We start from the raw sequence: 25,905 nt of genomic DNA, 5'->3' as shown, positions 1-25,905 counted from the left end.
TCCTTCCGTGCGTCCCGGTGCTGACACGGCGAACCCGGCCCGGGTCACCAGGGCCGCCACCATCAGTACGGCCGCACGTCACATTCGTTTCAATCGTGCCCACCGCGGGTTCACCCTAGCGTTCCGTGGCGGTCACCGGTCCGCCGCGACCGCCACCTCCCGGGCCCAGCGGTAGTCCGCCTTCCCGCTGGGAGAGCGCCGTATGGACTCCGCCAGCACCAGCTGGCGCGGGATCTTGTAGCCCGCGAGGCGGGAACGGCAATGTGTCTGGATGTCCTCCAGCGAGGGCCGCGCCGCACCCTTCCGCAGCTGCACCACGGCCGCCACATGGTGGCCCCACTTCGCGTCCGGCACCCCGGCGACGAGCGCGTCGTACACATCCGGATGGGACTTGAGCGCCTGCTCGACCTCCTCGGGGTACACCTTCTCGCCACCCGTGTTGATGCACTGGGAACCACGGCCGAGGACGGTGACGACGCCCTCCTCGTCGACGGTGGCCATGTCGCCGAGCAGCACCCAGCGTGCGCCGTCCCGCTCGAAGAAGGTCTCGGCTGTCTTCTTCGGGTCGTTGTAGTAGCCGAGCGGTACGTGACCGCACTGGGCGACCCGCCCCACCTCGCCCACGGCCACCGGTTGATGCGTGGCCGGATCGACCACCTGGGTACGGGAGTTGACACGGATGCGGAAGCCCCGCTCGGGGCCCGAGTCCTCGGTCGCGGTGCCGTTGAAGCCGGACTCGGAGGAGCCGAAGTTGTTCAGCAGCACGGCGTTCGGGACGAGTGCCCGGAACTGGCCGCGCACCGTGTCCGACATGACCGCGCCCGACGACGACACGCTGAACACCGACGAGCAGTCGGTGCCCTTCATCGGCCCGTCGAGGGCGTCGATCAGCGGCCGCAGCATCGCGTCGCCCACCAGGGAGATGCTGGTGACCTTCTCCTTCTCGACGGTCCGCAGCACCTCCTCGGGCACGAACTTGCGGTGCAGCACGATCCGTTGCCCGAAGTTGAAGCCGATGAACGCGGTGAGCGTCGATGTACCGTGCATCAGCGGGGGAGCGGGGAAGAAGGTGATGCCCGCGCCGCCGGCCGCCACCCGCTCGGCGAGCTCCTCGGGCCTCTTGACCGGCTCGCCCGTCGGCGCGCCGCCGCCGAGGCCCGCGAAGAACAGGTCCTCCTGGCGCCACATGACGCCCTTGGGCATTCCGGTGGTGCCGCCGGTGTAGATGATGAACTGGTCGTCGCCCGAGCGCCGCGGGAAGCCGCGTTCCGGTGACGCGGCGGCCTCGGCGTCCGTGAAGGCGGTGGCGGGCACCTCGGGTGCCCCCGGGCCCGCGGTCCCCACACGCAGCAGATGGCGCAGCTTCGGCGTCTGCGGCAGAGCCGCCGCCACCCGGTCCGTGAACTCCGCGTCGAAGACCACGGCGGCGAGATCGGCGTCCCGATAGAGGTAGACCAACTCCTCTTCCACATAGCGGTAGTTGACATTGACCGGCACCACCCGGGCCTTGAGGCAGCCCAGTACGGTCTGGAGGTACTCGACACCGTTGTAGAGGTGGAGCCCGAGGTGCTCGCCGGGGCGCAGGCCGATGCCGGTCAGATGGTGGCCGATGCGGTTGGCCGCCGCGTCCAGCTCCGCGTACGTCAGCCGGCGTTCGGCCCCGGTGCCGGGGTGTTCGATGTACACGAGCGCCTCGCGGTCCGGGACCACGTCGACGACGGACTCGAACAGGTCGGCAAGGTTGTACTCCACCGCTCCTCCTGATCCCGGGCGACCGGCGGGTGTGCCGGTTCGCCCGTCATCAGAGCAAAGGGCCCGGCAACTGTGAAGGGTCTGCGTCCAAGAAATCTGACTGTCTGTCAGAAAACCCTTGAAGTGCCCACGCTGCTCCTGCAACCTGTTCTCGTTCTTCTCAGAGGGGAGATGGGCCATGGGTGGCACGGAACACCTCACCGCGCAGCGCGATGGCGCCACACTGGTGCTCACGCTCAACAGGCCGGAAGCCAAGAACGCGCTCTCGTTGCCGATGCTCGTCGGCCTGTACGACGGCTGGGTCGAGGCCGACGAGGACGATGCCGTCCGCTCGGTCGTGCTGACCGGCACGGGCGGTGTCTTCTGCGCCGGCATGGACCTCAAGGCCCTCGCGGGCAGGGGAATGGAAGGGGAGCACTACCGCGACCGGCTCAAGGCCGACCCGGACCTGCACTGGAAGGCGATGCTGCGCCACCACCGCCCCCGCAAGCCGGTGATCGCCGCCGTCGAGGGGTACTGCGTCGCCGGCGGCACGGAGATCCTCCAGGGCACCGACATCCGGGTCGCCGCCGACTCCGCGACCTTCGGACTGTTCGAGGTGAAACGCGGCCTGTTCCCGATCGGCGGCTCCACGGTCCGCCTGCAACGCCAGATCCCCCGCACCCATGCCCTGGAGATGCTGCTCACCGGCCGCCCCTACAGCGCCCGGGAGGCCGCGGACATCGGACTGGTCGGACATGTCGTCCCGGACGGCACCGCGCTCGCCAAGGCCCTGGAGATAGCCGAGCAGATCAACGCCTGCGGGCCGCTGGCCGTCGAAGCCGTCAAGGCGTCGGTGTACGAGACCGCCGAGATGACCGAGACCGACGGACTGGCGGCCGAACTCGAGCGCGGCTGGCCGGTCTTCGACACTGCCGACGCCAAGGAAGGCGCCCGCGCCTTCGCCGAGAAGCGGCCGCCCCTCTACAAGCGCGCCTGACCCGCGAAGGAGACCGTCCGCGATGCCCGAAGTCCTCAAAGCCCCGCTCGTCGTCGAGTTCCCCTTCACCCGCTCCGTGGGCCCCGTCCAGAGCGCGTTCCTCACGGGCCTGCGCGAACGCGTCGTCCTCGGCGTCAGGACCCGCGACGGCAGGACGCTCGTCCCGCCCGTCGAGTACGACCCCGTCACCGCCGAGGAGATACGCGACCTGGTCGAGGTCGCCCCGACCGGCGCGGTCACGACCTGGGCCTGGAACCACGAACCCCGTCGGGGCCAGCCCCTGGACACCCCGTTCGCCTGGGTACTGGTCCGCCTCGACGGCGCCGACACGGCCCTCCTGCACGCCCTCGACGCGCCCGGCCCCGACGCCGTGCGCACCGGCATGCGGGTGCGTGTCCGCTGGGCCGGCGAACGCCACGGCTCCATCACGGACATCGCCTGCTTCGAGCCGTACGACGATGCGGCCGACCACACGGCCGTGGACGAACCCACCGCCCACGACGGCCAGTTCGAGAACACGATCGACGGGATCGTCGCGCCGGCCCGCCTCGACTACACCTACTCACCCGGCCGTGCCCAGACCGCGTACATCGAAGCCCTCTCCGAACGGCGGACCGTCGGTGAGCGCTGCCCGTCCTGCCGCAAGGTGTACGTGCCGCCGAGGGGTGCGTGCCCCACATGTGGCGTGGCCACCTACGAACAGGTCGAGGTGGGTCCGCGCGGCACTGTCACCACGTACTGCATCGTCAACATCAAGGCGAAGAACCTGGACATCGAGGTGCCCTACGTCTACGCCCATATCGCCCTCGACGGTGCCGACCTCGCGCTGCACGGCCGTATCGCGGGCATCCCCTACGACCAGGTGCGCATGGGCCTGCGCGTCGAGCCGGTGTGGACCAAAGGCGCCCGCCACCCCGACCACTACCGGCCCACCGGCGAACCCGACGCGGAGTACGACACCTACAAGGAGCTGTTGTGACGCGTGAGATTGCCGTGGTCGCCTTCGCCCAGACCGACCACCGGCGTACGAGTGAGGAGCTCTCCGAGGTGGAGATGCTCATGCCGGTCCTGCACGACGTGCTCGACCAGACCGGCCTGAAGACCGCGGACATCGGCTTCACCTGCTCCGGCTCCAGCGACTACCTCGCCGGCCGTGCCTTCTCCTTCACCCTCGCCCTCGACGGGGTGGGCGCCTGGCCGCCGATCTCCGAGTCGCACGTCGAGATGGACGGCGCGTGGGCGCTGTACGAGGCATGGACCAAACTGCTCACCGGTGACGCGGACACCGCGCTCGTGTACTCCTACGGCAAGTCCTCGCCCGGCTCCGTACGCGACGTCCTGACCCGTCAGCTCGACCCGTACTACGTCGCCCCCCTGTGGCCCGACTCCATAGCCCTCGCCGCCCTCCAGGCGCAGGCACTCATCGACGAGGGCGCCACCGACGAACCCGCGCTGGCCGCCGTCGCGACCCGGAACCGGGCGGCTGCGGCCACCAACTCCCACGCCCAGCTGAGGGGTTCGGTACCGCAGGGGGAGTACGCCGTACGGCCCCTGCGCATCGGCGACTGCCCGCCCGTCGGCGACGGCGCCGCCGCGGTGATCCTCGCGGCGGGGGAGCGGGCCAGGGAGCTGTGCGCGCGGCCCGCCTGGATCCGTGGCATCGACCACCGCATCGAGGCCCATGGTCTGGGCGTCCGTGATCTGACCGACTCGCCCTCCGCCCGGCTGGCCGCCGAGAAGGCCGGCGCCTTCGACCGGCCCGTGGACACCGCCGAGCTGCACGCGCCCTTCACCCCGCAGGAGGTCGTTCTGCGCAGAGCGCTCAGGCTCGACGACTCCGTGCGCGTCAACCCGTCCGGCGGGGCGCTCGCCGCGAACCCGATGATGGCCGCCGGGCTGATCCGCATCGGTGAGGCGGCCGCCGGCATCCACCGGAGCGAGTCCGACCGCGCCCTCGCCCACGCGACCTCCGGCCCCTGTCTGCAACAGAACCTGATCGCCGTACTCGAAGGGGATCCGCGATGAGCAAGGAGTCCGTGGCCGTCGTGGGAATCGGCCAGACCAAGCACGTCGCGGCACGCCGGGACGTGTCGATCGCCGGGCTCGTGCGTGAGGCGGCCCGGTGCGCCCTCGACGACGCCGAGCTGACCTGGGCCGACATCGAGGCCGTCGTCATCGGCAAGGCGCCCGACTTCTTCGAGGGCGTCATGATGCCGGAGCTGTACCTCGCCGACGCGCTCGGCGCCGTCGGCAAGCCCCTGCTGCGGGTGCACACCGCGGGCTCCGTCGGCGGGTCCACCGCGCTGGTCGCCGCCAATCTGGTCGCCTCGCGGGTGCACGGCACCGTCCTGACGCTCGCCTTCGAGAAGCAGTCCGAGTCCAACGCCATGTGGGGCCTGTCCCTGCCGATCCCCTTCCAGCAGCCCCTGCTGGCCGGGGCGGGCGGCTTCTTCGCCCCGCACGTGCGCGCCTACATGCGGCGCAGCGGCGCCCCCGACACGGTCGGCTCGCTGGTCGCGTACAAGGACCGGCGCAATGCGCTGAAGAACCCCTGCGCGCACCTCCATGAGCACGACATCACCCTGGAGAAGGTCCAGGCGTCCCCCATGCTCTGGGACCCGATCCGCTACTCGGAGACCTGCCCGTCCTCGGACGGCGCCTGCGCGATGGTGCTCACCGACCGCGCCGGAGCCGCCCGCGCGCCCCGCCCGCCGGCCTGGATGCTCGGTGGCGCGATGCGCAGCGAACCGACCCTGTTCGCCGGCAAGGACTTCGTGTCGCCGCAGGCCGGCAAGGACTGCGCTGCCGATGTGTACCGGCAGGCAGGGATCGCCGACCCGCGCCGGGACATCGACGCCGTCGAGATGTACGTGCCCTTCTCCTGGTACGAGCCCATGTGGCTGGAGAATCTCGGCTTCGCCGACGAGGGCGAGGGCTGGAAGCTCACCGAGGCCGGGGTCACCGAGCTGGACGGTGATCTTCCCGTCAACATGTCGGGCGGCGTCCTGTCCGCCAATCCCATCGGCGCCTCCGGCATGATCCGCTTCGCGGAAGCGGCTCTCCAGGTGCGCGGACAGGCCGGAGAACACCAGGTGGAAGGGGTCAGGCGGGTGCTCGGGCACGCCTACGGCGGCGGTTCCCAGTTCTTCTCCATGTGGCTCGTGGGGGCGCAGCTCCCCGACTCCTGAAAGGTCCCCCTCACGTGCCCTGTTGGCCTCAGGAACCGATCGCTAGGCTGGCCGCGGACGACGCGAATCGGGAGGAGCACGGACGTGGCCGAGAGCACCATCCAGCAGCAGCCGCTCGCGGGCTGGGACAAGCCGGAGCTGGACCTCAGCAACGCCGACTGGCACTCGAGCAGCCGTGGCCTGGGGGATGTCCAGATCGCCTTTGTCGAGGGATTCATCGCGATGCGCAACAGCGGCCGCCCGGAAAGCCCCTCCCTGATCTTCACGCCCGCGGAGTGGGGCGCTTTTGTGTCGGGCGCGCGGGAAGGGGAGTTCGACCTGACATGAACCGGCCCCGGAGGGGGTGATCCGGCCGGCTGAACCACCGGAATCTCCGCCCGTTCCTCCGGATCCACGACTTCGAGGACACCTCCGGGGCCGATGCCTGACCGAGGCAGGCCCCGAGGGGAAGTCGTACTCCGGAGGCGAGTAACCCATGAGCATTCTGCCGGTCATCGCGGCCGTCGACGGTTCGGACGACAGCCTGCGCGCCCTGGACTGGGCGCTCGACGCCGCCCGGCGGCGGAAGGCGCCGCTGCGGGTGGTGCATGTGCGGCAGTACACCGCCTGGACCCGGTTCGAGGCCCTGGCCGCCGGGCCACCGGACCCGGACGACGACCCCGTGCTCGACCAGGTGCGGACCCATCTGCACGGGCGCACCGACCCGCCGGGGCCGGAGTACCTGGCGCTGGAGGGTGTGCCGAGCGCCGTGCTGCCCGAGCTGGGATCCAGCGCCGGGCTGCTCGTGCTCGGCTCCCGGGGCCGCGGCGGGTTCGCCGGTCTCCTCCTCGGCTCCAACGGCATGGCCGCCGCGCGTGACGCCGAGTGCCCCGTCGTCGTGGTGCCGCGCCCCGGACGCGAGGTCCTCGAGGAGGCGCCTGCGGAGCCCGGACCCCGCGTCGTGGTGGGACTGCACGTGGACGGCCCCGACGAGGCCACGCTCGCGTTCGCCTTCACCGAGGCCGAGCTGCGCGGCGCCCGCCTCCAGGTCGTCGCCGCCTACCCATGGCCGCTGCAGACCTGGGCGGCCCCCGGCGATCTCGTGGCACTGATGATCGACCAGGACGCCGTCGAGAGCGAGACCCGGACCCTCGCCGAGGGCTTCCTCGCCCCGCACCGCGCGCGGCACCCCGACGTCCGGGCCGAGCCGTACGTGACACCGGGCGACGCGGCCGGCCGGCTCGTCGCCGCCTCCCAGGACGCCGACCTCGTCGTCGTGGGCCGCCACCGCCGCCGTCTACTGGCGCCCGCCCGCATGATGGGCTCCGTCACCCAGGCGGTCCTGCTGCACGCGGCGAGCCCGGTCGCGGTCGTGCCACCGGCACCGCCCGAGGAGTGAGGCACCCCCACACCGACACTCACCAATTAGTGGGTGTGGCCGGACCCGCCACCTCCGCGAAGCGTACGCTGAGGTACTCATAGGTCACGGAGCGCGTCCGCTCCCCGCGCGGATGCGTCACCGTGGCAGGGGGTGCACCATGGCGCAGCGCAGCGCACTGAGCAGAAAGACGCTCCTCGAACGCGAGAGCGAACTCACCGCCGTCGACGAGGCGTTGGGAGAGCTCGCCTGCCTGCGGGCGGACGGCGCGGAACCGCGCGGCCGCGCGCGTGGCGCGCTGCTCGCCTTCGCCGGACGCGCCGGCATCGGCAAGACGACCCTGCTCGCCGAGGTCCGCCGCCGAGCCGCCGCCCGGGGCTGCACCGTACTGTCCGCCCGCGGCGGCGACCAGGAACAGCGCGTCGCCTTCCACGTCGCCCGCCAGCTCCTCCAGCCCCAGCTCGCCGGCGCCGCGGAGACCGAACTGCGCGACGCGCTGGGCAGTTGGTACGACATCGTCGGCCCCGCCCTCGGTCTGTGCGCCCCGACCGACGGTGCCCCGCCCGACCCGCAGGGCCTGCGCGACGGCCTCGACTGGGTGCTCACCCACCTCGCCGTGCGTCACTCCCCGATGGTCCTCGTCCTCGACGACGCCCACTGGGCCGATCCCGAATCACTGGGCTGGCTGGCCGCGTTCGTCCCCCGCGCCGAGCAACTCCCGCTGCTCGTCGCCGTCGCCTACCGGCCCGACGAACTCCCCGAGCACGCCGAGTCGTTCAGGGGACTTCCCGGCCGTGCGGGCGGACGCCCCCTGGATCTGGAGCCGCTCAGTGCCGTCGCCGTCGCCCGCCTCGTACGGGAATCGCTCGGCGCGCACGCCGACGACGCCTTCTGCCGCGAGTGCTGGGCCGTCACCGCCGGCAATCCGTTCGAGGCCGTCGAACTCACGGCCAAGGTCCGCGACCGCGGCCTCACCCCCACCGGAGCCGGCGCGCACCTGCTGCGCGACCTCGCCGCCGCGGTCAAGGGCAGCGGCCTCGTCGCCCGCCTGGAACGCCTCGGCACCTCCACCGTGCGCTTCGCCTGGGCCTGCGCGATCCTGGGCACCGAGATCCGTCCCACGCTCGCCGCCGCCGTCGCCGGCCTCGGCCGCGAGGAGGCCGCCGACGCGGCCGACGCCCTGCGCGGCGCACGCATCCTCACCGGCACCGAGACCCTGGAATTCGTCCACCCGCTGATCGCCACCGCCGTCTACCGGGCCATCCCGCCCGGATTCCGCGTCGCCCTGCACGGCCAGGCGGCCTGGTGCGTCATCGACGAGGGCCAGGGTCCCTCGGCAGCCGCCCGCCACCTGCTGGAAACCCACCCCGAAGGCGACGCCTGGGTCGTGCAGCAACTGCGCGCCGCCGCCGTCGAGACCCTCAGGGCAGGCGCCCCCGACGCCGCCCGCAGCTATCTCGCCCGCGCCCTGCGCGAACCCCCGCCCTCCGGGGACCGGGCCGCCGTCCTGTACGAACTGGGCTCGGCCTCCCTGCTCACCGAGCCGGCGACCACGGTCAACCATCTGCGGGCCGCCCTCGACGAACCCATCGCCGCACCGGAACTGCGGCACAACATCGTCTACCGGCTCTCCCAGGTGCTCGCCCACAGCGACCGCCTCGCCGAGGCCTCCGACACCCTGGCCCGCGAGATCCGGGTGACCGACGACGCCCGCATCCGACTGCGCATGGTCGCCGAACAGTTCATGTGGGACGCCTTCCGCGCCGACGAACCCGACCACCCCTCGCGCTCCCGCCGCCTCACCAGGCTCGCCGACCGACTGACCGGCCGCGATCTCACCGAGCGGTACATCATCGGGCTGCGCACCTGGGACGCCGTCCTGCGCGGCGAACCCGCCCCCGGCGCCCTCCACCACGCCGAACGCGCCCTCGCCGGCGGACTCGGCTGGGCCGAGTCCGACCGCGGCTTCGAGGTGCCCGTCCTCGTCGCGCTCGCCTTCCTGTACTGCGACCGGCCCGGCCGCACCGAGGAACTCTTCGCCGCCGGCATCGCCGACTTCGAACGGCAGGGCTGGCGCGGCGCCCACCTCTCCTTCGCCTACACCCTCCTGGCCTACGTCCGCTACCGCCGCGGCCGCCTCGCCGAGGCGGAGGACTTCGTCCGCGCCGGACTGCGCCTCGCCGAACGCGTCGGCCCCGGCACGCCCGCCCACTGGTACGCCGTCGGCATCCTCATCGAGGTACTGCTCGCCCGAGGTCGTCTCACCGAGGCCGCGCAGGCCGGCGACGACTTCTCCTTCTGCGCGCCCTACCCGGCCGCCGTCGTCTTCCCCGACGCCCAGACCGTGCACGGCGAACTCCTGATCGCCCGCGGCCGCACCCAGCAGGCGGCCGAGGAGCTCGCCGCCGCCGGCCGCCGTCTGGACCCGCGCGGCATGCGCAACCCCGCGTGGTGCCCCTGGCAGCTCCACCTCGCCCGCGCCCAGGCCCACGAAACCCCCGAACGGGCCCTCGACACCGCTTTCGAAGCGGTCGCCCGCGCCCGCCAGTTCGGCACTCCGTCCGCCGTCGGCCAGGCCCTGCGGATCGCCGCGGAGGTGGCCCCGGGTTCGGCGCGCGTGAAGTTCCTGGAGGAGTCCGTCGCCCAGCTGGAGTGCTCCCCGTCCGCCTACGAGCTGGCCTGCGCCCTGGTCGCCCTCGGCACCGAGCTGCGCCACGCGGCCCGCCCCAAGGAAGCCGCCGAACACCTCTACCGGGGACTCGACACGGCCGTGCAGTGCGGCGCCGACGGCCTGGTGGACACGGCCCGCACCGAACTCGCCGCCGCGGGCCTGCGGCCCCGCCGTCTGCACGGCCCCGAGACCGACACGCTCACCGCCCGTGAACGCACGGCCGCCGTCCGCGCCGCCGGGGGCCGCACCACGGGCGACATCGCGGCGGAACTCGGCACCGACGAGCAGTCCGTCGTCCACTTGCTCTCCGCGGTCTGCCGCAAACTGGGCACGGACCGCACGGGCCTGGCGGCGGCACTGGACCACTGACGGGCGGTGTTTCCCAGGGCAGCGCCGGACCTCTGACAACCGGCGCGAACCCGGCCGGCCCAGGGGTGCGGGGAACTGCGCGACCAGCCACCCGCGACCCGCACCCAGAACCGCGAACGGGGCCCTTACGGCCCCTGACCTCCCGCACATCGCCGAACGGCAACACGTACCATGGCCGCATGTCGTTCCTCCGCCGCCGCAGCGCCACTCCCGCCGGGCCCGACTTCGACGTCCTGGCCATGGACCCGGGCGACTGGCCCGGCAATCTGGGCGCGGGGCTGCTGCCCGCCCCGGACGGCAGCTGCCAGGGCGTGTTCCTGCGCTACGACCTGTTCGGCGGCCGCGGCCCCGCGATGATCATCGGCAATCTGCCGGAGGGTTCCCCGGCCCGCGACACGGCCGAGGAAGAGGTCCCCTTCGAGGTGGCCCAGCTGCTGCTGGCCCTCGAGAACGACGAGGAGGTCACCGTCGTAGGCACCGAGGACGTACCGGTGATGCAGGGCGACAACCTTCTGATCGTGCGCCGTCTCAAGCTCTCCGAGGGCCGGATCTCCTGCGTGCAGTTCGACCGCAGCGACAACGTCCTGGTGACCATCGCCGCCTGGGACCGCCCCATCACCGACGACCTGTACGCCCTGCTGAAGCCGCTCCCGGCGGAGCTGTTCCAGCAGGGCTGAGGCCGCCCGTCAGCCGGCCGACGGCACCACCCGCACATCCGCGGCCCGTACGAACGCCACACGGTGGCCGTACTGGATCTCGTAGTACAGGTCCTGGCCCATCACGACCCTGTGGGAGTCCGTGGTGAAGGTGACCGCGTAGTAGTACTCGCCCGGCACCGTGTCGCCGAGCACATACCGCTGGCCTTCGAGCAGCCGGTACGGCAGCGGGGACACCGACTGCGCGGGCACTCCCGCCGGATAGGCCGAGGCCTCGGGGTAGGCGCGGCCGTAGACCGGGACACTGGTCAGACCGTCCTTGGGTGTCACGACCAGGCCGGTCGCGCTCACCGCCGCCGGTTCCTTCGCCGGGTTGCGGAACCAGGCCTTCTGCCCGAGGTACCAGATCGCCGTCCAGTCGCCCTCGCGGCCGGCGACGGCGTACTGCTGACCGGTGGAGACCCGTGAGGAGAGGTCGTTCACGCCGGTGGTCGGGGTGGTGCCCAGGCCGATGTCCTTGATCAGGGGATACGTTTCACCCGGGCCCGAGTACAGCCGGACCGCGCTCGACCCGTGCGGTACGCACGGCCGGCCCGGCGTGACACAGCCCGTGTACTCCGGCTGATTCGCGGCGTAGTCGGGGCGGATCGTCACCAGCCCGCCTTTCGTGCCCGCGGTGGCCATGATCGGGTGGCCGAGCAGGTCGAAGTAGTGGCGCCAGTCCCAGTACGGGCCCGGGTCGGTGTGCATGCCGGGGACCGTCGAGGTGGTCGGGCCCGGCACGGTGTCGTGCCCGAGGATGTGCTGCCGGTCCAGCGGAACGCGGTACTTCGCGGCGAGGTACTTCACCAGCCGCGCCGACGACCGGTACATCGCCTCCGTGTACCAGGAGTCCGGCTGCGCCAGGAAGCCCTCGTGCTCCAGGCCGATCGACTTGGCGTTGACATACCAGTTCCCCGCGTGCCACGCCACGTCCTTCGCCTTCACATGCTGGGCGATGTGGCCGTCGGTGGAGCGCAGCGTGTAGTTCCACGACACATAGGCGGGGTCCTGCACCAGGTTGATGACCCCGTCCCAGGCGCCCTCGGTGTCATGGATGACGATGTACCGGATGCTCTGGGACGCCGGACGGTCCCCCAGGTCGTGGTTGCCGTAGTCGTTGTCCCCGAACTCCTCGTACGGTGCCGGGATCCACTCGCAGGACACCGACGCGGGGCACTCCGTGCCGCTCGCGTTCCCCTTCCGCAGCCCGGTCCACTTCAGCTGCGCGGTGTCGGCGGCCAGCCCCGGCTGCGCGGCGAGGGCGATCTGCTGGCCCGCGTCCGTGGTGCGCTCCTCGCCGGTGCGGAGCACGTCGTACACGTCGTTCGCGTACGCTGCCGCCGTCGCGGTGTCGTCCGCGCCCGAGAACCGGGCCACGGCGCCGTACCAGTTGGCCGGGTCCTCGCTCGGCGGCTCGCCCAGGTCCTTCTGCGCCGCCGCCAGGAGTGCGGCACCGCCGGCCACGTTGGCGGCGGGGTCGGTGCGCAGCTGTTCGGGGCTCAGCCCGGTCAGCTCGGCCGCTTTCGGCAGGGTGGTGAGACGGGCGGGCAGTTCGGAGGTCTCCGGGACCCGTACGTCCGCACGGCGGGGCGCACGGGCGCTGTCGCCGCGGGCGTCCTCCGTGTCCCCGCTGTGGTGCGGGGTCCGGGCCAGTGCGGTGCGGGCGTCGGTGAGATGCATCGGGCCGTAGCCGCCGGTGACGCTCGGCGCGCCGGCGTGCGCGTCCCAGCGGGACTGGAGATAGGAGACGCCGAGGAGCACGCTCTGCGGGACGTGGTACTCGGCGGCCGCGGCGGCGAAGGCCGACTGCAGTGCGCCGGCCGAGGCCCGGGCGTCGGCCGGGGCCGCGCCGAGCAGCGGCAGCAGCAGCGCCGCCGAAGCGAGGACACCGGCGGTGGTGCGGGTGCGTCTGTGGCCGGGCGTGCGCGTGGGGTCAGGGGCGGATCCTCGCAATGCAGCCTCCTGGGGCGATCGAGCGTGACGGGGCGTGCGGGGCCGGGCGTGGTCAGTGCTATCGGCTTGCCGACGATCCGTCAATCATGCCCAGAGGCAGGCGATTTCCCCGGTCAACCAGGAGGCGGAGGAACTTCGTGGCGGAGGCTTTCCGGCCTGCGAGGCGTCAGTGGCCCACACCAATGGCCCAATGCGCGCCTGACGCGCCACGCGCCAGGCCGGCCGCCACGTCCGGACGCCACGGCGCCCGGACACACGAAGGTCCGCGGTGCACCGCCTTCACGGTTGCACCGCGGACCGTCGCCCCCGTCAGCGAGTGCCGACCGCCGCACGTACGGCCCGGCGGGCCAACTGGCAGTCGTCGTGCAGCCGCCGCAGCAGCAGCCGCTGCTCCTCGCCGGACGGCGCAGCACCGGGATGGGCCACTCCCGGTGCCGCCGGGGTCGTGTCGTGCATCGAACGCTGCACGGCCGTCTCGTAGGTCCGGATCTCACGGGTCAGGACGAGCATCAGGTTCACCAGGAACGCATCACGCGAGGCCGGGCCGGCCGACTGCGCGATCTGGCTGATCTGACGGCGTGCCACCGGGGCGTCCCCGAGGACCGACCAGAGCGTCGCCAGGTCGTAGCCCGGCAGGTACCAGCCCGCGTGCTCCCAGTCCACCAGTACGGGACCGGCCGGCGAGAGCAGGATGTTGGACAGCAGCGCGTCGCCGTGGCAGAACTGGCCCATGCCCTGCCTGCCCGCCGACTGGGCGATGCCGTGCAGCAGCTTCTGCAGGTCACCCATGTCCCGGTCGGTGAGCAGGCCCAGCTCGTGGTAGCGGGAGATGCGGGCCGCGTAGTCCAGCGGGGCGTCGAAGGTGCCCGCCGGGGGCCGCCAGGCGTTCAGCCGGCAGATCGCGCCGAGTGCCGCCCGGATGTCCGCACGCGGCGGGGCCTCCGCCGGGTGCCGGTGCAGTGCCGCTACCCGCCCGGGCATGCGCTCGATCACGAGGGTGCAGTTGTCGGGATCCGCCGCGATCAGCCGGGGCACCCGCACGGGCGGGCGGTGCCGGACGAACGAGCGGTATGCCGCTATCTCGTGGCGGATCCGATCCGACCACACGGAGGACTGGTCCAATAAACACTTGGCGACGGCCGTGCTGCGTCCCGTCGTCCCGACCAGGAGCACGGAACGGCCGCTGCGGCGCAGCACCTGTACCGGAGCGAACTCCGGGCAGATGCGGTGCACCGAGGCGATCGCCGTACGCAGCTGGGCGCCCTGAGGGCCGGACAAGTCGAGTCTCCCGCTGAGCGGTGGGGTGCCGGGCCCCGGCACACGCCGCGTCCGGGGCGCACCGATCAGGGGGGCGGCCGCCGGACGTGCGGGGTCGAGGTAGGGGCCGCTGCCGCCCGGGCGGGCGTGCAGCGGCCGGGGCGGGGCGGACACGGAGGACGAGGCTGCGTACATGGGCGATACAGATCCCTTCCTGTGCCTGCGACGTCATCGCGCTGCCCGTCCCGGCCGCCCGGACACATCCTGGGGAATGTGCCTGTCATATGCGTGGCGACCGGGTCGGGGTGGCGCGTTCCTACCTGACACCCGATGTGCAGTGGCACACCATCTGGCGCACCCTGGCGAACCCTGGCGAATAGTCGCCCGGCAACCTGCACCGGGCTACTGTCAACTCAGCCGAGAACCTGGGGGCTTGACGTGAGCGGACAACCCAACACCCGCCTGTCGGACCTGTTCGGCCTGGCCGGCTGGTCCAAGGGCGAACTCGCGAGGCTGGTCAACAAGCAGGCGGGGGCCATGGGCCACCCCCAGCTGGCGACCGACACCTCCCGGGTGCGGCGTTGGATCGACATGGGAGAGATCCCGCGCGATCCGGTGCCGCGGGTACTGGCGGCCCTGTTCACCGAGCGTCTCGGCCGTGTCGTGACCATCGAGGACCTCGGTCTGGTCCGGCACGGGCGTACGGGGAAACGGCAGGGCGGCGGGAATGCGGAGCATCCCGACGGTGTGCCGTGGGCGCCCGAACGGACTGCCGCGGTCCTCACCGAATTCACGGGAATGGACCTCATGCTCAACCGACGCGGCTTGGTGGGCGCGGGCGTCGCGCTCACCGCAGGATCCGCACTCAGCAGCGCCATGCACGACTGGCTGCTCACCGATCCCACCCTGAAGGCCGACGCTCCCGCCGTCGACGATCCCCTGCACGCCGACCCCGCTGGGTTCGACCGCTATGAGGCAGCCCCCATCGGGTCGCAGGAGATCGAGGAACTGGAGCGCTCGGTCGAGGTGTTCCGAGCCTGGGACGCGGCCCGCGGCGGCGGGCTGCAGCGCAAGGCCGTGGTGGGCCAGCTCAACGAGGTGGGCGGCATGCTCGCCTACCGTCACCCCGACCATCTCCAGCGGCGCCTGTGGGGCGTCGCCGCCAACCTCGCCGTCCTCGCGGGCTGGATGTCGCACGACGTCGGCCTGGAGCCCACGGCCCAGAAGTACTTCGTCATCGCCGCGCACGCGGCCCGTGAGGGCGGCGACCGGCCCCGCGCCGGGGAGGCGCTCTCCCGGGCGGCTCGCCAGATGGTGCACCTGGGCCGGCCCGACGACGCACTCGACCTGATGAAGCTCGCCCAGTCCGGCTCCGGCGCCGAGGTGCTGCCGCGCACCCGGGCGATGCTGTTCACCATCGAGGCCTGGGCGCAGGCCTCCATGGGCAAGGGCCAGGCGATGCGCCGCACCCTCGGTCAGGCGGAGGATCTCTTCGTCTCCGACCGGGGTGACGTGCCGCCGCCGAGCTGGATGCAGACCTTCAAGGAGGAGGATCTGTACGGCATGCAGGCCCTGGCCTACCGCACGCTGGCGGAGCACGAGGCCGGCGCGGCCGCGCATGCCCAGCACTATGCGGAGAAGGCCCTGGCGCTGCGGATCGACGGGCGGCAGCGGTCGAAGATCTTCGACTTCCTGTCGATGGCCTCGGCCTGCTTCATCGCCGACGATCCCGAGCAGGCGGACCGTTACGCCCGGCTGGCCCTCGTGTCGATGGGGTCCAACTCCTCCCACCGCACCTGGGACCGGCTGCGCCAGATGTACCGGCTCACCGCCGAATACGCGAACTACCCGAGGATCAACGAGCTGCGGGAGGAGATCAGGCTGGCGCTGCCGAAGGCGAAGGGCGGCAGCACCGCACAGGCATAGCCGGGGTGTCCTTCCCCTGAGGGATCACCCCTGGCTCGTATCTGTCGCTCACGGGTTGCTTGACGAGTCTCTTTACGAGGCGACCCTGGCGACGAGCACGCACGCGTCGTCCTGACGGTCGGCCTCGCCGCACTCCTCCACGACCGCCCGTACGCAGTCCTGCGCTGTGCGCGCCTCGCCGAGGCGGGGTGCCAGGTCGAGGAGACGGTCCACGGCCTCGGTACCGCTGTGCCCGGACACCAGCCCATCGGTGTGCAGCAGCAGCAGGTCGCCCGGCTGGAGGGTTTCTTCGGCCTGCTCATAGGCGGCACCCGTGGTGGCGCCCAGCAGGACGCCGGCCGGGGCGTGCAGCCTGCGCCCCGTCCCCTTGCGGAACAGCAGCGGGGCGGGGTGTCCGGCCTGCGCCCACACCAGCGTGCGGGTTCCCGGCCGGTAGCGGCAGCAGACGGCGCTGCCGAGGGCCGGCTGCACGGTGGCGTCGAGTAACTGGTTGAGCCAGCCCATCAGTTGTCCGGGCTGGGTGCCCGCCATCGCCATACCCCGCACGGCGCCCAGGAGCGTCGCCATGCCGGAGGCCACGGCGACCCCGTGTCCGGTGAGGTCGCCGACGCTCAACAGGGTCTCGCCGTCGGACAGTTCGAGCGCGTCGTACCAGTCGCCGCCGATCAGCGCGCTCGTGGACGACGGCAGATAGTGGGCCGCCAGGTCCAGCGTCTTCGGACCCCGGTGCGGGAGCCGCAGGGAGCCGCGCCAGGGTGGCAGCACGGCTTCCTGCAGCTCGACCGCGAGCCGGTGCTCGGTCTGCGCGCGCTGCCGGTGGCACTGCAGCGAGTCACGGGTCTCGCTCACCACCCGCTGGCTGCGGCGCAGTTCGCTGACGTCCCGCAGCACGGCCCACATGGAGGCCGTACTGCCGTCGGCGTCGAGCACGGGCTCGCCCATCATGTGCACGGTCCGCACCTGGCCGTCCGGCCGTACCACCCGGAACTCACCGTCGATGGGTCTGGCGTCGACGAGACAGTCCGTGACCATCGCCGTCAGCTTCGGCCGGTCCTCCTCGAACACCACGGTCGGCAGTTCGTCGAGGGTGAGCGGGGGAGTGCCGGGGGCGCGGCCCAGGATCCGGTAGAGCTCGCCGGACCAGCCGGCCTCGTCCGTCAGCAGGTTCCACTCCGCGCTGCCCACCCGGCTGAGCAGCGAGCCGCCGTGGGGTGCGGGCGGTTCGGCCTCGGCGGGGGGCAGGGCCTCGGGGGCCGTGGGCACGGGGGGCGGGCCGTCCCGCAGTTGTGCCAAGTGCTCGTCGAGGTCGTTGAGTTGGTGCAGTGCCAGATCGCACAGCGCGCGCTGCCATCGCTCCTGCGGGTCCGGACCGTCGCTCTGCGCGTCCCGCCGTACGGCGTCCACCTCGCCCTTGAGCCGCCGCGCCTGCGAGATGAGCGCGTCGACCGGGCCACGGCCGGGCGGCTGGGCGGCGGGGCGGTCCGCAGAGAGATGGGGTGGCATGACGCACTCCGATGCGGGGACGGTACGGCCAAGGCCGGCGGAAGGGCCGTTACGACTGTTGCACAGCCCGCGACTCCCTGTAAGGGATTTGGCAACACACGATACGGTGGTGCTTCTGGCATATGCCACAGTCTTCACGGATCGGTCGCGCCGAGCGTTCGGTGTACGTCGTCGGGTGCATCAAGTCGTATACGACGTACAGGACTTGACGGATCGAAGGGTGGCCGACCCGGAGCTCAATCGAGTGTTCGACGCCGCTGTGTGCTAGCGAGCATGGCACAGGCCGGCCGGGCCGTACAGCTCCGGGCGCGGGGCGAGCGTGACGGCCGTGCGGGCACCGCTCTCCAGCGCCGCGACCCCGGCCTCGGCCACCACGGAGGCCGCGTAGCCGTCCCAGGCGCCGGGGCCGGTGACCCGGCCCTGCCGGGTGGCGTCGACCCACGCCTGCACCTCCCGGTCGTAGGCGTCCGCGAACCGTACGAGATAGTCCTGGGGCACCTCCTCGCCGGCCGTGCCCCGTGTGGTGACGAGCATCGTGTGCTGCTCGCCGATCCGGGCGCTGCCCGCCTCGCAGACCGCCTCGCAGCGCACCTCGTAGCCGAAGCCGCAGTTGACGAAGACCTCCACATCGACCAGTGCGGCCTGCTCGGTCTCGAAGAGCACGAACTGCGGGTCCAGGAGACCTTCGGGCGCACCGGCCGAGGCGCGCGGGCGCAGCACGGTGACCGCGGTCAGCTCCTGCCCCAGCAGCCAGCGGGCCGCGTCGATCTCGTGCGAGACCGAACTGTTGATCAGCATCTCGGAGGTGAAGTCCGGCGGGGAGGAGACGTTGCGATGGGTGCAGTGCAGCATCAGCGGGCGTCCCAGCCGGCCACTGTCCAGCAGGGCCTTCAGCTGCCGGTACTCGGCGTCGTAGCGGCGCATGAACCCGATCTGTGCCAGCCGCCGACCGAGCCGCACCTCCGCCTCCATCACCCGCAGCGCTCCCATGGAGTCGGGCGCCATGGGCTTCTCGCACAGCACCGGAAGACCGCGGGCGAAGGCCGCGAGCAGCGCCTCCTCGTGGGCGGGACCGGGCGAGGCGATCAGTACCGCCTCGACACCGGGCGCGTCGAGCGCCGCCTCCATCTCCGTGTGCAGCGAGACCCCGTCCAGCCCGGCCACCGCGTCCTCGGCACGGGCGGCCTCGGGATCGCCCACGGCGGCGACCCTGGCTCCGCTCACCACCTGATCGAGACGACGTACATGGTCGGCCCCCATGTGGCCCGCACCCAGCACGGCCACGCCCAGCAGGTCACCCACGTGTGCACTCCCTCCCCGACGGCTGTCCCGGCGAAGCGTAGACCGACGAGGGAGCGGGGCCAGGGAGCGGGCCGCGTCTCAGTAGCGCAGCACCCCCGCGATCCTGCGCGCGTCGCGCAGCACACCGTCCGGTACGAAGCGGACCTCGGCGCCGGTCTCCAGGCACTGCTCGACGATCTCGTCGACGATGTCCTCGCGGGCGTCGAGGTCGCCGCTCACGGCCGGGACCAGATGGTCGCCGTTGTTGTCGCGGACCGGCACCCGGTAGTTCTCCTCGACGGCCAGGAGCCGGACGCGGCCCTCCTGGGCGCTCTTCCAGACCTCGTCCACACCGGCCGCGAACGACTTGCGTCCGCGGGCCGATTCGAGTTCCCGTGCCACGGCGTCGGTGCGCTTGCGGGCCTCGGCGGCGATCACCGGCCGGACCGCCTGCCACACGGCCTCGGGCGTCCCGTGGGAGAGACCGCCGTGCGGAACCTGCACCGCGTCCCTGGTGACGGTGCCGACCTCGGCGATCGCGGACAGCGCCGCCGCCTCACCGGTCAGGTACACCGGCCTGGGGTCGTTGCGCAGGATCCTGCTCAGTGCGGTGTCGGCGTCGCGCAGGAAGTGACGGGTGTCCTCGTCGCGGTAGGTGCTGGGGAAGTCGCCGATCTGCTCCTGGCGCTCGGCGTCGAAGTTCTCCCGGTCGTTGGTCATCGGGAAGCCGCCCGTGTGGTCCTCGGTGACCCGGTCCGGGCCGCCGTTCCACAGGGTGACGCGGTCGGCGGAGACCGAGAGCACCCAGAACGGGCGCTCGGCGGCGTGAGCGGAGACCAGGTTGCGGGTCAGGAAGGTGTCCGAGAGCACCACGCGTTCGGGCACGGTCCTGGCCAGGGACCACACCTGGTGCTCACCCGGCGCGGCGAAGATGACCAGGCCTTCCTCGGTATGCGCCAGGTCGACCTCGGCCATGGCCTTGTCGAGGTGGCGCGAGACGTCGATGCGCCGCTCTCTGGGAACCGCGGGATCGGCCTCCAGCTGCTTCTTCGCCTCGGCCACCACATTGCGCAGCCGGACCGGATCCTGGGTGTTGTAGGGCTCGCGTCGATGGGTCGGCGTCAGAACGGACACCGCGGGGTAGGGACGCGGGCGGCGCAGCTCGGCGAGGGTCGCGGGACTGAGTGCGTGCTCCATAACAGCACCATAGGACCGTTTCACCGATCAGGCACTTGGGGTAATTCGGTCTGACTTTCCGGCGAATTCATGACCAATCCTGTTCATGCCGCACGATGTCCCGGGCACCGGCTCACGCCGGGTCCTGGCCGCAGCGGTGTCGACTTCGAGGGTGGTCGCGCCGTCACCGAACGCCACCAGCCGGACGCGGAGCGGGCGGGCCGGCCGGCTCTGTCAGGATCGGACCGTTTCCGCCCGACGAGCGTCTGTACACCGGCAGTGATCTCACTCTTCGTCCTCCTCCGGCCCGCAGGAACTGCCGTCGGGCGGCAACGAGCCGTGGAGCAGGAACGCGTTCACGGTCTTGTGGACGCACCTGGAGGACGTGTAACCGGTGTGGCCCTCGCCCTTGTTGTCGAGCACCACGGCCGCGTCACCGAGCCGGTCGGCGGTCTCCTCGGTCCAGCGGTACGGCGTCGCCGGGTCGCCGCGGGTGCCCACGAGCAGCATGTTCGGTCCCGACACGTCCTTGACCTCGTCCCGGATGAAGTCGGTGCCCCTGGGCCGGCCGTAGCACATCAGCACCTCGTTGAGCCGGTACCGGCCGAAGATCGGTGACGCCCGTTCGTACGCGGCGCGCAGCCGGCCCAGATTCCTGGTGATCCGGTCGGCGGTCGGGCGGTCGGGGTCGTCCGCGCAGTTGATCGCCATCATGGCCGCCGGCAGATTGTCCATCGGGACGTCCTCCTCGTCGGTGAGGCCGCCGCCGTCGCCGTCGCGCCCGTCGGCGGCGCGCAGGACCGCGCCGTTGATGGAGAACGCGAGGATGTCCGTCGGGTCGCCGTCCTCGACGAGGGAGGCCAGCGCGCGCTTCAGCGTGGGCCACAACTCGGTGCTGTAGAGCCCCTGGCTCATGGCGGCCACCAGGTCCTGTCCGGTGAAGTTCTGGCCGAGGTCCGTCGGCAGGGGGTTCTCGTCGAGCGATGCGACGAGCTGTGCGACCTGCTCACGTGCCGTGCGCGCGTCCTGCCCGAACGGACAGGCGATGTCCCCCACGCACCAGTCGACGAAGCCGTCCAGCGCCGTCTGCTGTCCGGCGGCACCCGCCACGCCCTGCTCGGTGAGCGGCTCGGTCAGTGTGTCCACCCCGTCGAGCACCAACCGGCCGACCTTCGTGGGGAACTGGGCCGCGTAGACCGCGCCGAGCCGGGTTCCGTAGGAGAATCCGAGGTAGTTGAGCTTCTTGTCGCCGAGCGCGTCGCGCAGGACGTCGAGGTCGCGCGAGGCGTTGACGGTGCCTATGTGGGGCAGGACCGGCCCCGAGTGCTCGGCGCACAGGGCGGCCGCGGTCTTCAACCGCTCCAGTACGGCCCTCGTGCTGGTTTCGAGGTCCGTGCTGTCGTCCGTCGCGTCCGGGGCCGCGTTGACGCCGTCGCCGCAGCTGACCGGCGAGGACCTGCCGACGCCGCGGGGGTCGAAGGTCACCACGTCATAGGCGTTGGTGAGCTCCATGAACTCCTTGCCGCCGAAGGCCAGTTGGGGGACGCCCGGGCCGCCCGGGCCGCCGAAGTTGAGCAGCACCGAACCCTTGGGCTCCGTGGTCGCCCGGTAGCGGGCGAGCGCCAGATCGAGGGTGCCTGCCCGGGGCCGCGCGTAGTCGAGGGGGACGGTGATCTTGCCGCACTGGAGATCCTTGGGCATGTCCGTGCCCTCGCATCGTGACCAGCTGATCTTCTGGCGATAGAACCGGGACAGATCGGGTTCGGCATCGTCCGCGACCGTCGCCGGCAGCCCCGCGCCCAGCAGGGCCAGCCCGATCGCTCCGGCGAGCGCGCAGTGCCGGAGCGCGGGCCGCGGCGACAGCTTGGCCAGCATCCATGCCTCCAGGAGCGCCCGTCGCGGATCGTCATCGGCGCCCCTCGCTCACGATAGGCGGCCCCTGTGGGCCTCGCCTCCGGACGAGCGGGGGCGCGGGAACGCCGCGCCGCCCGTTCGAAACCGGGCCGCTCGATGGGGTGAAAGGCGGAGGAGCCATAACCCGGATGGTTCACCCGCGTTCTACCCGGTGCGGGCGAGCGCCCGCGACCATGTCTGGAAGGCAGGGAACCTATGAGACGGGTTACCCGAATCGGTGTGATCGCCGTCGTCGCCGCCTCGGGCGCGATGGCCGCGACCACGCCGGTGTCCGCCGCCGTTGCGGCCGACGGTGGTGCCGGGGCCGATGGCGCCGCGGCCGGCTCGCCCGGGCTGATCTCCGGCAACACCGTCCAGGTCCCGGTGCACGTCCCGGTGAACGTGTGCGGGAACACCATGAACGTGGTGGGGCTCCTCAACCCCGTCGCGGACAACAGTTGCGTCAACGCAGACGACGGCGGCGCCGGCACGGGCACGGCCTCCGGGGGTACGGCGTCCGGCGGGGCGGTCGCCCAGGGCGGCGGGCAGCAATCCCCGGGTGTGGGCTCCGGCAACGTGGTGCAGCTTCCCCTGCACGTCCCGGTGAACGTCAGCGGCAACACGGTGGATGTGGTGGGCGTCGGCAGCGGCGCCGTCGGCAACGAGTCCGTCAACACCTCCGGGAACCGGCCCGTGCAGCAGACTCCGAGGCCGGTCGCACGGACCCGGACCCATCCGGTACCGCACGCCCCGCACACCCCGGCCCTGAGCACGGACTCCCTCGCCCACACGGGAGCGGACCAGATCGTGCCCGCCCTCATCGGGAGCGCGGCACTGATCCTGGGCGGGGCCACCGTCTACCGGCGCTCCCGGCCGCGGCCGGTGCGCTGACGGCGCGCGCCCGCAGCGGTAAGCCACAGAAACCCGCAGTGGGCAGGCCGCCGAATAGAGGAGAGGGCGGCCTCACCGGGGAGTGACCGGTGAGGCCCATCCCCCGTCCCGTCCCGGAGCCGGCCCGTGACCGCCAACGGCTTGATCGCACCGTGACGCACTCCCGAAGATCCGCAAGGATGCTGCGGAAGCGGCCGACCACCGCTGCCCCGACACCCCACGGAATGGAGCGCGCCGATGACCCCTCCCGCCCTCGAAGACCTCGTCGTCACCCAGGCCGGCCCCGACGACTGGCCGGTGATCAGCGGGTGGGCCGGGGACGAGGGATGGAACCCGGGGCTCTCGGACGGGACGGCGTTCTTCGCGCAGGACCCCGAGGGCTTCTTCCTCGGCCGGATCGACGGCGAGCCGGTGTCGGCGATCTCCGTCGTCAACTACGGCAGCGACTACGCCTTCCTCGGCTGCTACCTCGTACGGCCCGACCTGCGCGGCCGCGGCCACGGCCTCACCACGTGGAAGACCGCGCTGGCCCACGCCGGAAGCCGCACGATCGGCCTCGACGGTGTGGTCGCCCAGCAGGACAACTACCGCCGCTCCGGCTTCGCGTTCGCCCACCGCACCGTCCGCTGCACCGGAACCGCCCCCGTGGCCGAGCCGCCCACGGGCGTCCGCGCCGTGCGGCAGGCCGACCTCGCGGACCTGAACGTGTACGACAGGGCATGCTTCCCCGCCGACCGCCCGCGCTTCCTCGCACGCTGGCTGACCGAAGCCGGGCATCGTGCGGTCGTCCGCCGCACCGGAGACCGTGTGACCGGCTACGGAGTGATCCGGCCCGGCCGCGATTGCCTGCGCATCGGCCCGCTGTTCGCGGACAGCGCCGACGACGCGCGAGCCGTGTTCACCGCGCTGACCGCCGAGGCGGCCGGCACCGAGGTCGCCGTGGACGTCCCCGAGACGAACACGGCGGGCATCGCCCTCGCGGAGGAGGCCGGCTTCACTCCGTCCTTCGAGACGGCGCGTATGTACACGGGCCCGGTACGGCCGTATGCCCGGGAGCGTGTCTTCGGGGTGACGACGCTCGAACTGGGCTAGTGATGCGCATCCACCCGGCAGGGCCCGCAACGGCGGCGCCGGGACGCCCCCGACGAGGGCGTTGTGACCGTGAAAGCCCTTGCCGCGAGCGGAGCGTGATGCTGGAGTGGTCACATGGATCATGTCGCGATACTTGCCCTGTTCGACCGTGACATGCGCGAAGGCGCCCAGCCGGACGGACCCGGCGCCCGCGTCGAGAGGGCCGGGAACGTGGTCCGCCAGGTCTCCGACGAGAACGGCTGGAACGGCGTCGTCTGGTCCGATGTCGACGCGGCGGGCGCGGACGCGGCGATCGCGGAGCAGATCGCGTACTACTCCGGTCTCGGCCGCGAGTTCGAGTGGAAGCTGTACGGGCACGACCTCCCGGTCGACCTCGGACAGCGGCTCAGGGCCGCCGGCTTCACGCCCCGGCCCGAGGAGACGCTCATGATCGGCGAGGTGGCCGACCTGAACCTGGACGCCGAGCCGCCGGAGGGCATCCGCATCGTGGCCGTCGACGACCCCACCGGCATCGATCGCGTGGCGGATGTGCACGAGAAGGCCTTCGGGACGAGCAGCGCGCGACTGCGGCGCCAGCTGCTCGCCCATCTCCAGGCCGACCCGGACACCGTCGTCGCCGCGGTCGCGCTGGCCGGGGACGTGGCGGTGAGCGCGGCCCGGATGGAACTCGTGCCCGGCACACGGTTCGCCGGGCTGTGGGGCGGCGGGACCGTCGAGGAGTGGCGCGGCCGCGGCATCTACCGCGCGCTCGTCGCCCACCGGGCCCAGGTCGCCGTCGCACGCGGCTACCGCTACCTCCAGGTCGACGCCGTGCCCGAGAGCCGCGCCATCCTGGAGCGCCTCGGCTTCCAGCCGCTGACGGTGACGACACCGTACGTGTACGTTCCGTAACGCGACGCGGACCCGGCTCGTCCCTGCCGGGCTGTCATACCCGGCGATGTCACATCCGCGTGCGCTCGATCCGTCGCACGGTCATGACGACGATCCAGAAGAACCAGAGCATCCTCCTCGCGGGCGCGAGCGGTGTCCTCGGCCGACATGTGGCCCGTGCCCTCACCGACGCGGGCCACAAGGTCACCGGGCTCGGCCGCGGCCGGGACAACGGCGTCCGGGCCGATCTCCTGGACCGCGACGCCCTGCTGCGCGCCGTCGACGGGTACCACTTCGACACGGTGATCCACGCCGCGACCGCCCTGCGCAAGCCGCCCATGCGCCACCGCGACATGCACCCGACCAACGCCCTGCGCACCGACGGCACCGCCCACCTCGTGGAGGCCGCGCAGGCCACCGGCGCCCGCCGCTTCGTCAGCGAGTCCATGGTCTTCGGATACGGCTACGGAGACCATGGCGACCACTGGATCACCGAGGACGACCCCTTCGCGCCGCACGGCAGCTCCCCGGAGCTGGAGGCGCACATCGCGGCCATGCGCACCAAGGAGCACCTCACCTTCGCCGCACCGGGGCTGGAGGGCATCGCGCTCCGCTTCGGACTCTTCTACGGCCCGGGCGGCACCGACGCCCTGCTGTCCCTGCTGCGCAGACGGCAGCTGCCCCTGCCCGGCGACCACGGCCGGGTCCTGCCATGGGTGGAACTGACGGATGCGGCGCGCGCGATGGTGGCCGCGGTCGAACGCGGTCGCCCCGGCCAGGCGTACAACGTCGCGGACCGCACGCCGATGGGCTTCCGGGCTCATGTCCTGTGCGTGGCGGAGGAGTTCGGACTGCCGAAGCCGATGACCGTACCGCGGTGGCTGATGAGGCCGATGGGGTACGCCCACACGGTGATGTCCACGACGCTCCGGGTCTCCTCGGCCAAGGCCGAGCGGGAACTGGCCTGGGCCCCGGCGTACCCGGACTGCCGCGCGGGCCTCACGGCGCTGCGGGCTGCCGTCGGCTGAGCGCTCTGGCGACTCCCGTCG

Annotated in this window: 20 protein-coding genes; 13 read left to right on the top strand and 7 right to left on the bottom strand. The window is 72.1% G+C overall.

Features of this window, described 5'->3' with window-relative positions; all coding sequences use genetic code 11:
- Positions 1-132: 132 nt before the first annotated feature.
- Positions 133-1,752 (bottom strand): acyl-CoA synthetase, encoded by a 1,620-nt coding sequence (locus F7R91_RS09345; RefSeq protein WP_150946482.1) that lies wholly within the window; start codon positions 1,750-1,752, stop codon positions 133-135.
- A 178-nt stretch (positions 1,753-1,930) separates the two neighbouring features.
- Between F7R91_RS09345 and F7R91_RS09340 the strand changes: the two genes are divergently transcribed.
- The 8 genes from F7R91_RS09340 to F7R91_RS09305 all read left to right on the top strand — a co-directional run bounded on the left by F7R91_RS09340 (position 1,931) and on the right by F7R91_RS09305 (position 10,993).
- On the top strand, positions 1,931-2,731 hold the full coding sequence (locus F7R91_RS09340; RefSeq protein ID WP_150946480.1) for a crotonase/enoyl-CoA hydratase family protein: 801 nt from the start codon (positions 1,931-1,933) through the stop codon (positions 2,729-2,731).
- 22 nt (positions 2,732-2,753) lie between these two features.
- Entirely contained in the window at positions 2,754-3,710 is a 957-nt protein-coding gene (locus tag F7R91_RS09335) for a Zn-ribbon domain-containing OB-fold protein (RefSeq protein ID WP_150946478.1), read from the top strand.
- Positions 3,707-4,756 carry a thiolase domain-containing protein gene (locus F7R91_RS09330; protein ID WP_150946476.1) on the top strand — a complete coding sequence of 350 codons (1,050 nt, stop codon included), beginning with the start codon at positions 3,707-3,709 and terminating at the stop codon, positions 4,754-4,756. Before F7R91_RS09335 ends, F7R91_RS09330 begins: the two co-directional genes overlap by 4 nt.
- Positions 4,753-5,919, top strand: coding sequence for a thiolase domain-containing protein (locus F7R91_RS09325; protein ID WP_150946474.1), 1,167 nt, complete (start codon positions 4,753-4,755; stop codon positions 5,917-5,919). The genes F7R91_RS09330 and F7R91_RS09325 overlap by 4 nt, the downstream gene beginning before the upstream one ends.
- An 84-nt stretch (positions 5,920-6,003) precedes the next feature.
- Complete coding sequence (locus F7R91_RS09320; RefSeq protein WP_150946472.1) at positions 6,004-6,246, top strand: DUF397 domain-containing protein; 243 nt, start codon at positions 6,004-6,006, stop codon at positions 6,244-6,246.
- A gap of 148 nt (positions 6,247-6,394) precedes the next feature.
- The gene (locus F7R91_RS09315; RefSeq protein ID WP_150946470.1) at positions 6,395-7,297 is read left to right on the top strand and encodes a universal stress protein; all 903 of its coding nucleotides are present in this window, start codon (positions 6,395-6,397) and stop codon (positions 7,295-7,297) included.
- Between the two features lie 139 nt (positions 7,298-7,436).
- Entirely contained in the window at positions 7,437-10,316 is a 2,880-nt protein-coding gene (locus F7R91_RS09310; protein ID WP_150946468.1) for an ATP-binding protein, read from the top strand.
- A gap of 179 nt (positions 10,317-10,495) precedes the next feature.
- Positions 10,496-10,993, top strand: a complete 498-nt coding sequence (locus F7R91_RS09305; RefSeq protein WP_150946466.1) for a hypothetical protein — start codon at positions 10,496-10,498, stop codon at positions 10,991-10,993.
- A gap of 9 nt (positions 10,994-11,002) precedes the next feature.
- On the opposite strand, the gene F7R91_RS09300 is transcribed toward F7R91_RS09305, so the two are convergent.
- Positions 11,003-12,967 (bottom strand): N-acetylmuramoyl-L-alanine amidase, encoded by a 1,965-nt coding sequence (locus F7R91_RS09300; RefSeq protein WP_150946464.1) that lies wholly within the window; start codon positions 12,965-12,967, stop codon positions 11,003-11,005.
- A gap of 309 nt (positions 12,968-13,276) precedes the next feature.
- Positions 13,277-14,419, bottom strand: a complete 1,143-nt coding sequence (locus F7R91_RS09295; RefSeq protein ID WP_150946463.1) for an aminoglycoside phosphotransferase family protein — start codon at positions 14,417-14,419, stop codon at positions 13,277-13,279.
- A gap of 243 nt (positions 14,420-14,662) precedes the next feature.
- On the opposite strand from F7R91_RS09295, the gene F7R91_RS09290 reads away from it, so the two are divergent.
- Positions 14,663-16,150, top strand: coding sequence for a DNA-binding protein NsdB (locus F7R91_RS09290; RefSeq protein WP_150946461.1), 1,488 nt, complete (start codon positions 14,663-14,665; stop codon positions 16,148-16,150).
- 72 nt (positions 16,151-16,222) lie between these two features.
- Here F7R91_RS09290 and F7R91_RS09285 read toward each other — a convergent pair whose 3' ends face one another.
- The 4 genes from F7R91_RS09285 to F7R91_RS09270 all read right to left on the bottom strand — a co-directional run bounded on the left by F7R91_RS09285 (position 16,223) and on the right by F7R91_RS09270 (position 21,985).
- The gene (locus F7R91_RS09285) at positions 16,223-17,653 is read right to left on the bottom strand and encodes a PP2C family protein-serine/threonine phosphatase (RefSeq protein ID WP_150946459.1); all 1,431 of its coding nucleotides are present in this window, start codon (positions 17,651-17,653) and stop codon (positions 16,223-16,225) included.
- Positions 17,654-17,917: 264 nt separating this feature from the next.
- On the bottom strand, positions 17,918-18,955 hold the full coding sequence (locus F7R91_RS09280; protein ID WP_150946457.1) for a Gfo/Idh/MocA family protein: 1,038 nt from the start codon (positions 18,953-18,955) through the stop codon (positions 17,918-17,920).
- A 78-nt stretch (positions 18,956-19,033) separates the two neighbouring features.
- Positions 19,034-20,131 (bottom strand): baeRF3 domain-containing protein, encoded by a 1,098-nt coding sequence (locus F7R91_RS09275; protein WP_150946456.1) that lies wholly within the window; start codon positions 20,129-20,131, stop codon positions 19,034-19,036.
- Between the two features lie 264 nt (positions 20,132-20,395).
- Complete coding sequence (locus F7R91_RS09270) at positions 20,396-21,985, bottom strand: alpha/beta hydrolase (RefSeq protein WP_150946454.1); 1,590 nt, start codon at positions 21,983-21,985, stop codon at positions 20,396-20,398.
- A 234-nt stretch (positions 21,986-22,219) separates the two neighbouring features.
- On the opposite strand from F7R91_RS09270, the gene F7R91_RS44020 reads away from it, so the two are divergent.
- From F7R91_RS44020 to F7R91_RS09250, 4 genes are all read left to right on the top strand, one after another.
- Positions 22,220-22,894, top strand: a complete 675-nt coding sequence (locus F7R91_RS44020) for a chaplin (protein ID WP_150946452.1) — start codon at positions 22,220-22,222, stop codon at positions 22,892-22,894.
- A 237-nt stretch (positions 22,895-23,131) separates the two neighbouring features.
- Positions 23,132-23,986, top strand: coding sequence for a GNAT family N-acetyltransferase (locus F7R91_RS09260; protein ID WP_150946450.1), 855 nt, complete (start codon positions 23,132-23,134; stop codon positions 23,984-23,986).
- A 114-nt stretch (positions 23,987-24,100) separates the two neighbouring features.
- On the top strand, positions 24,101-24,877 hold the full coding sequence (locus F7R91_RS09255; protein WP_150946448.1) for a GNAT family N-acetyltransferase: 777 nt from the start codon (positions 24,101-24,103) through the stop codon (positions 24,875-24,877).
- Between the two features lie 83 nt (positions 24,878-24,960).
- Complete coding sequence (locus tag F7R91_RS09250; RefSeq protein ID WP_150946446.1) at positions 24,961-25,884, top strand: NAD-dependent epimerase/dehydratase family protein; 924 nt, start codon at positions 24,961-24,963, stop codon at positions 25,882-25,884.
- The last annotated feature ends 21 nt before the right edge of the window (positions 25,885-25,905 follow it).

This window comes from Streptomyces luteolifulvus (assembly GCF_008806595.1).
In the GTDB taxonomy this organism is placed as follows: Bacteria; Actinomycetota; Actinomycetes; order Streptomycetales; family Streptomycetaceae; genus Streptomyces; species Streptomyces luteolifulvus.
This window is presented reverse-complemented; position numbering and strand designations above follow the sequence as displayed.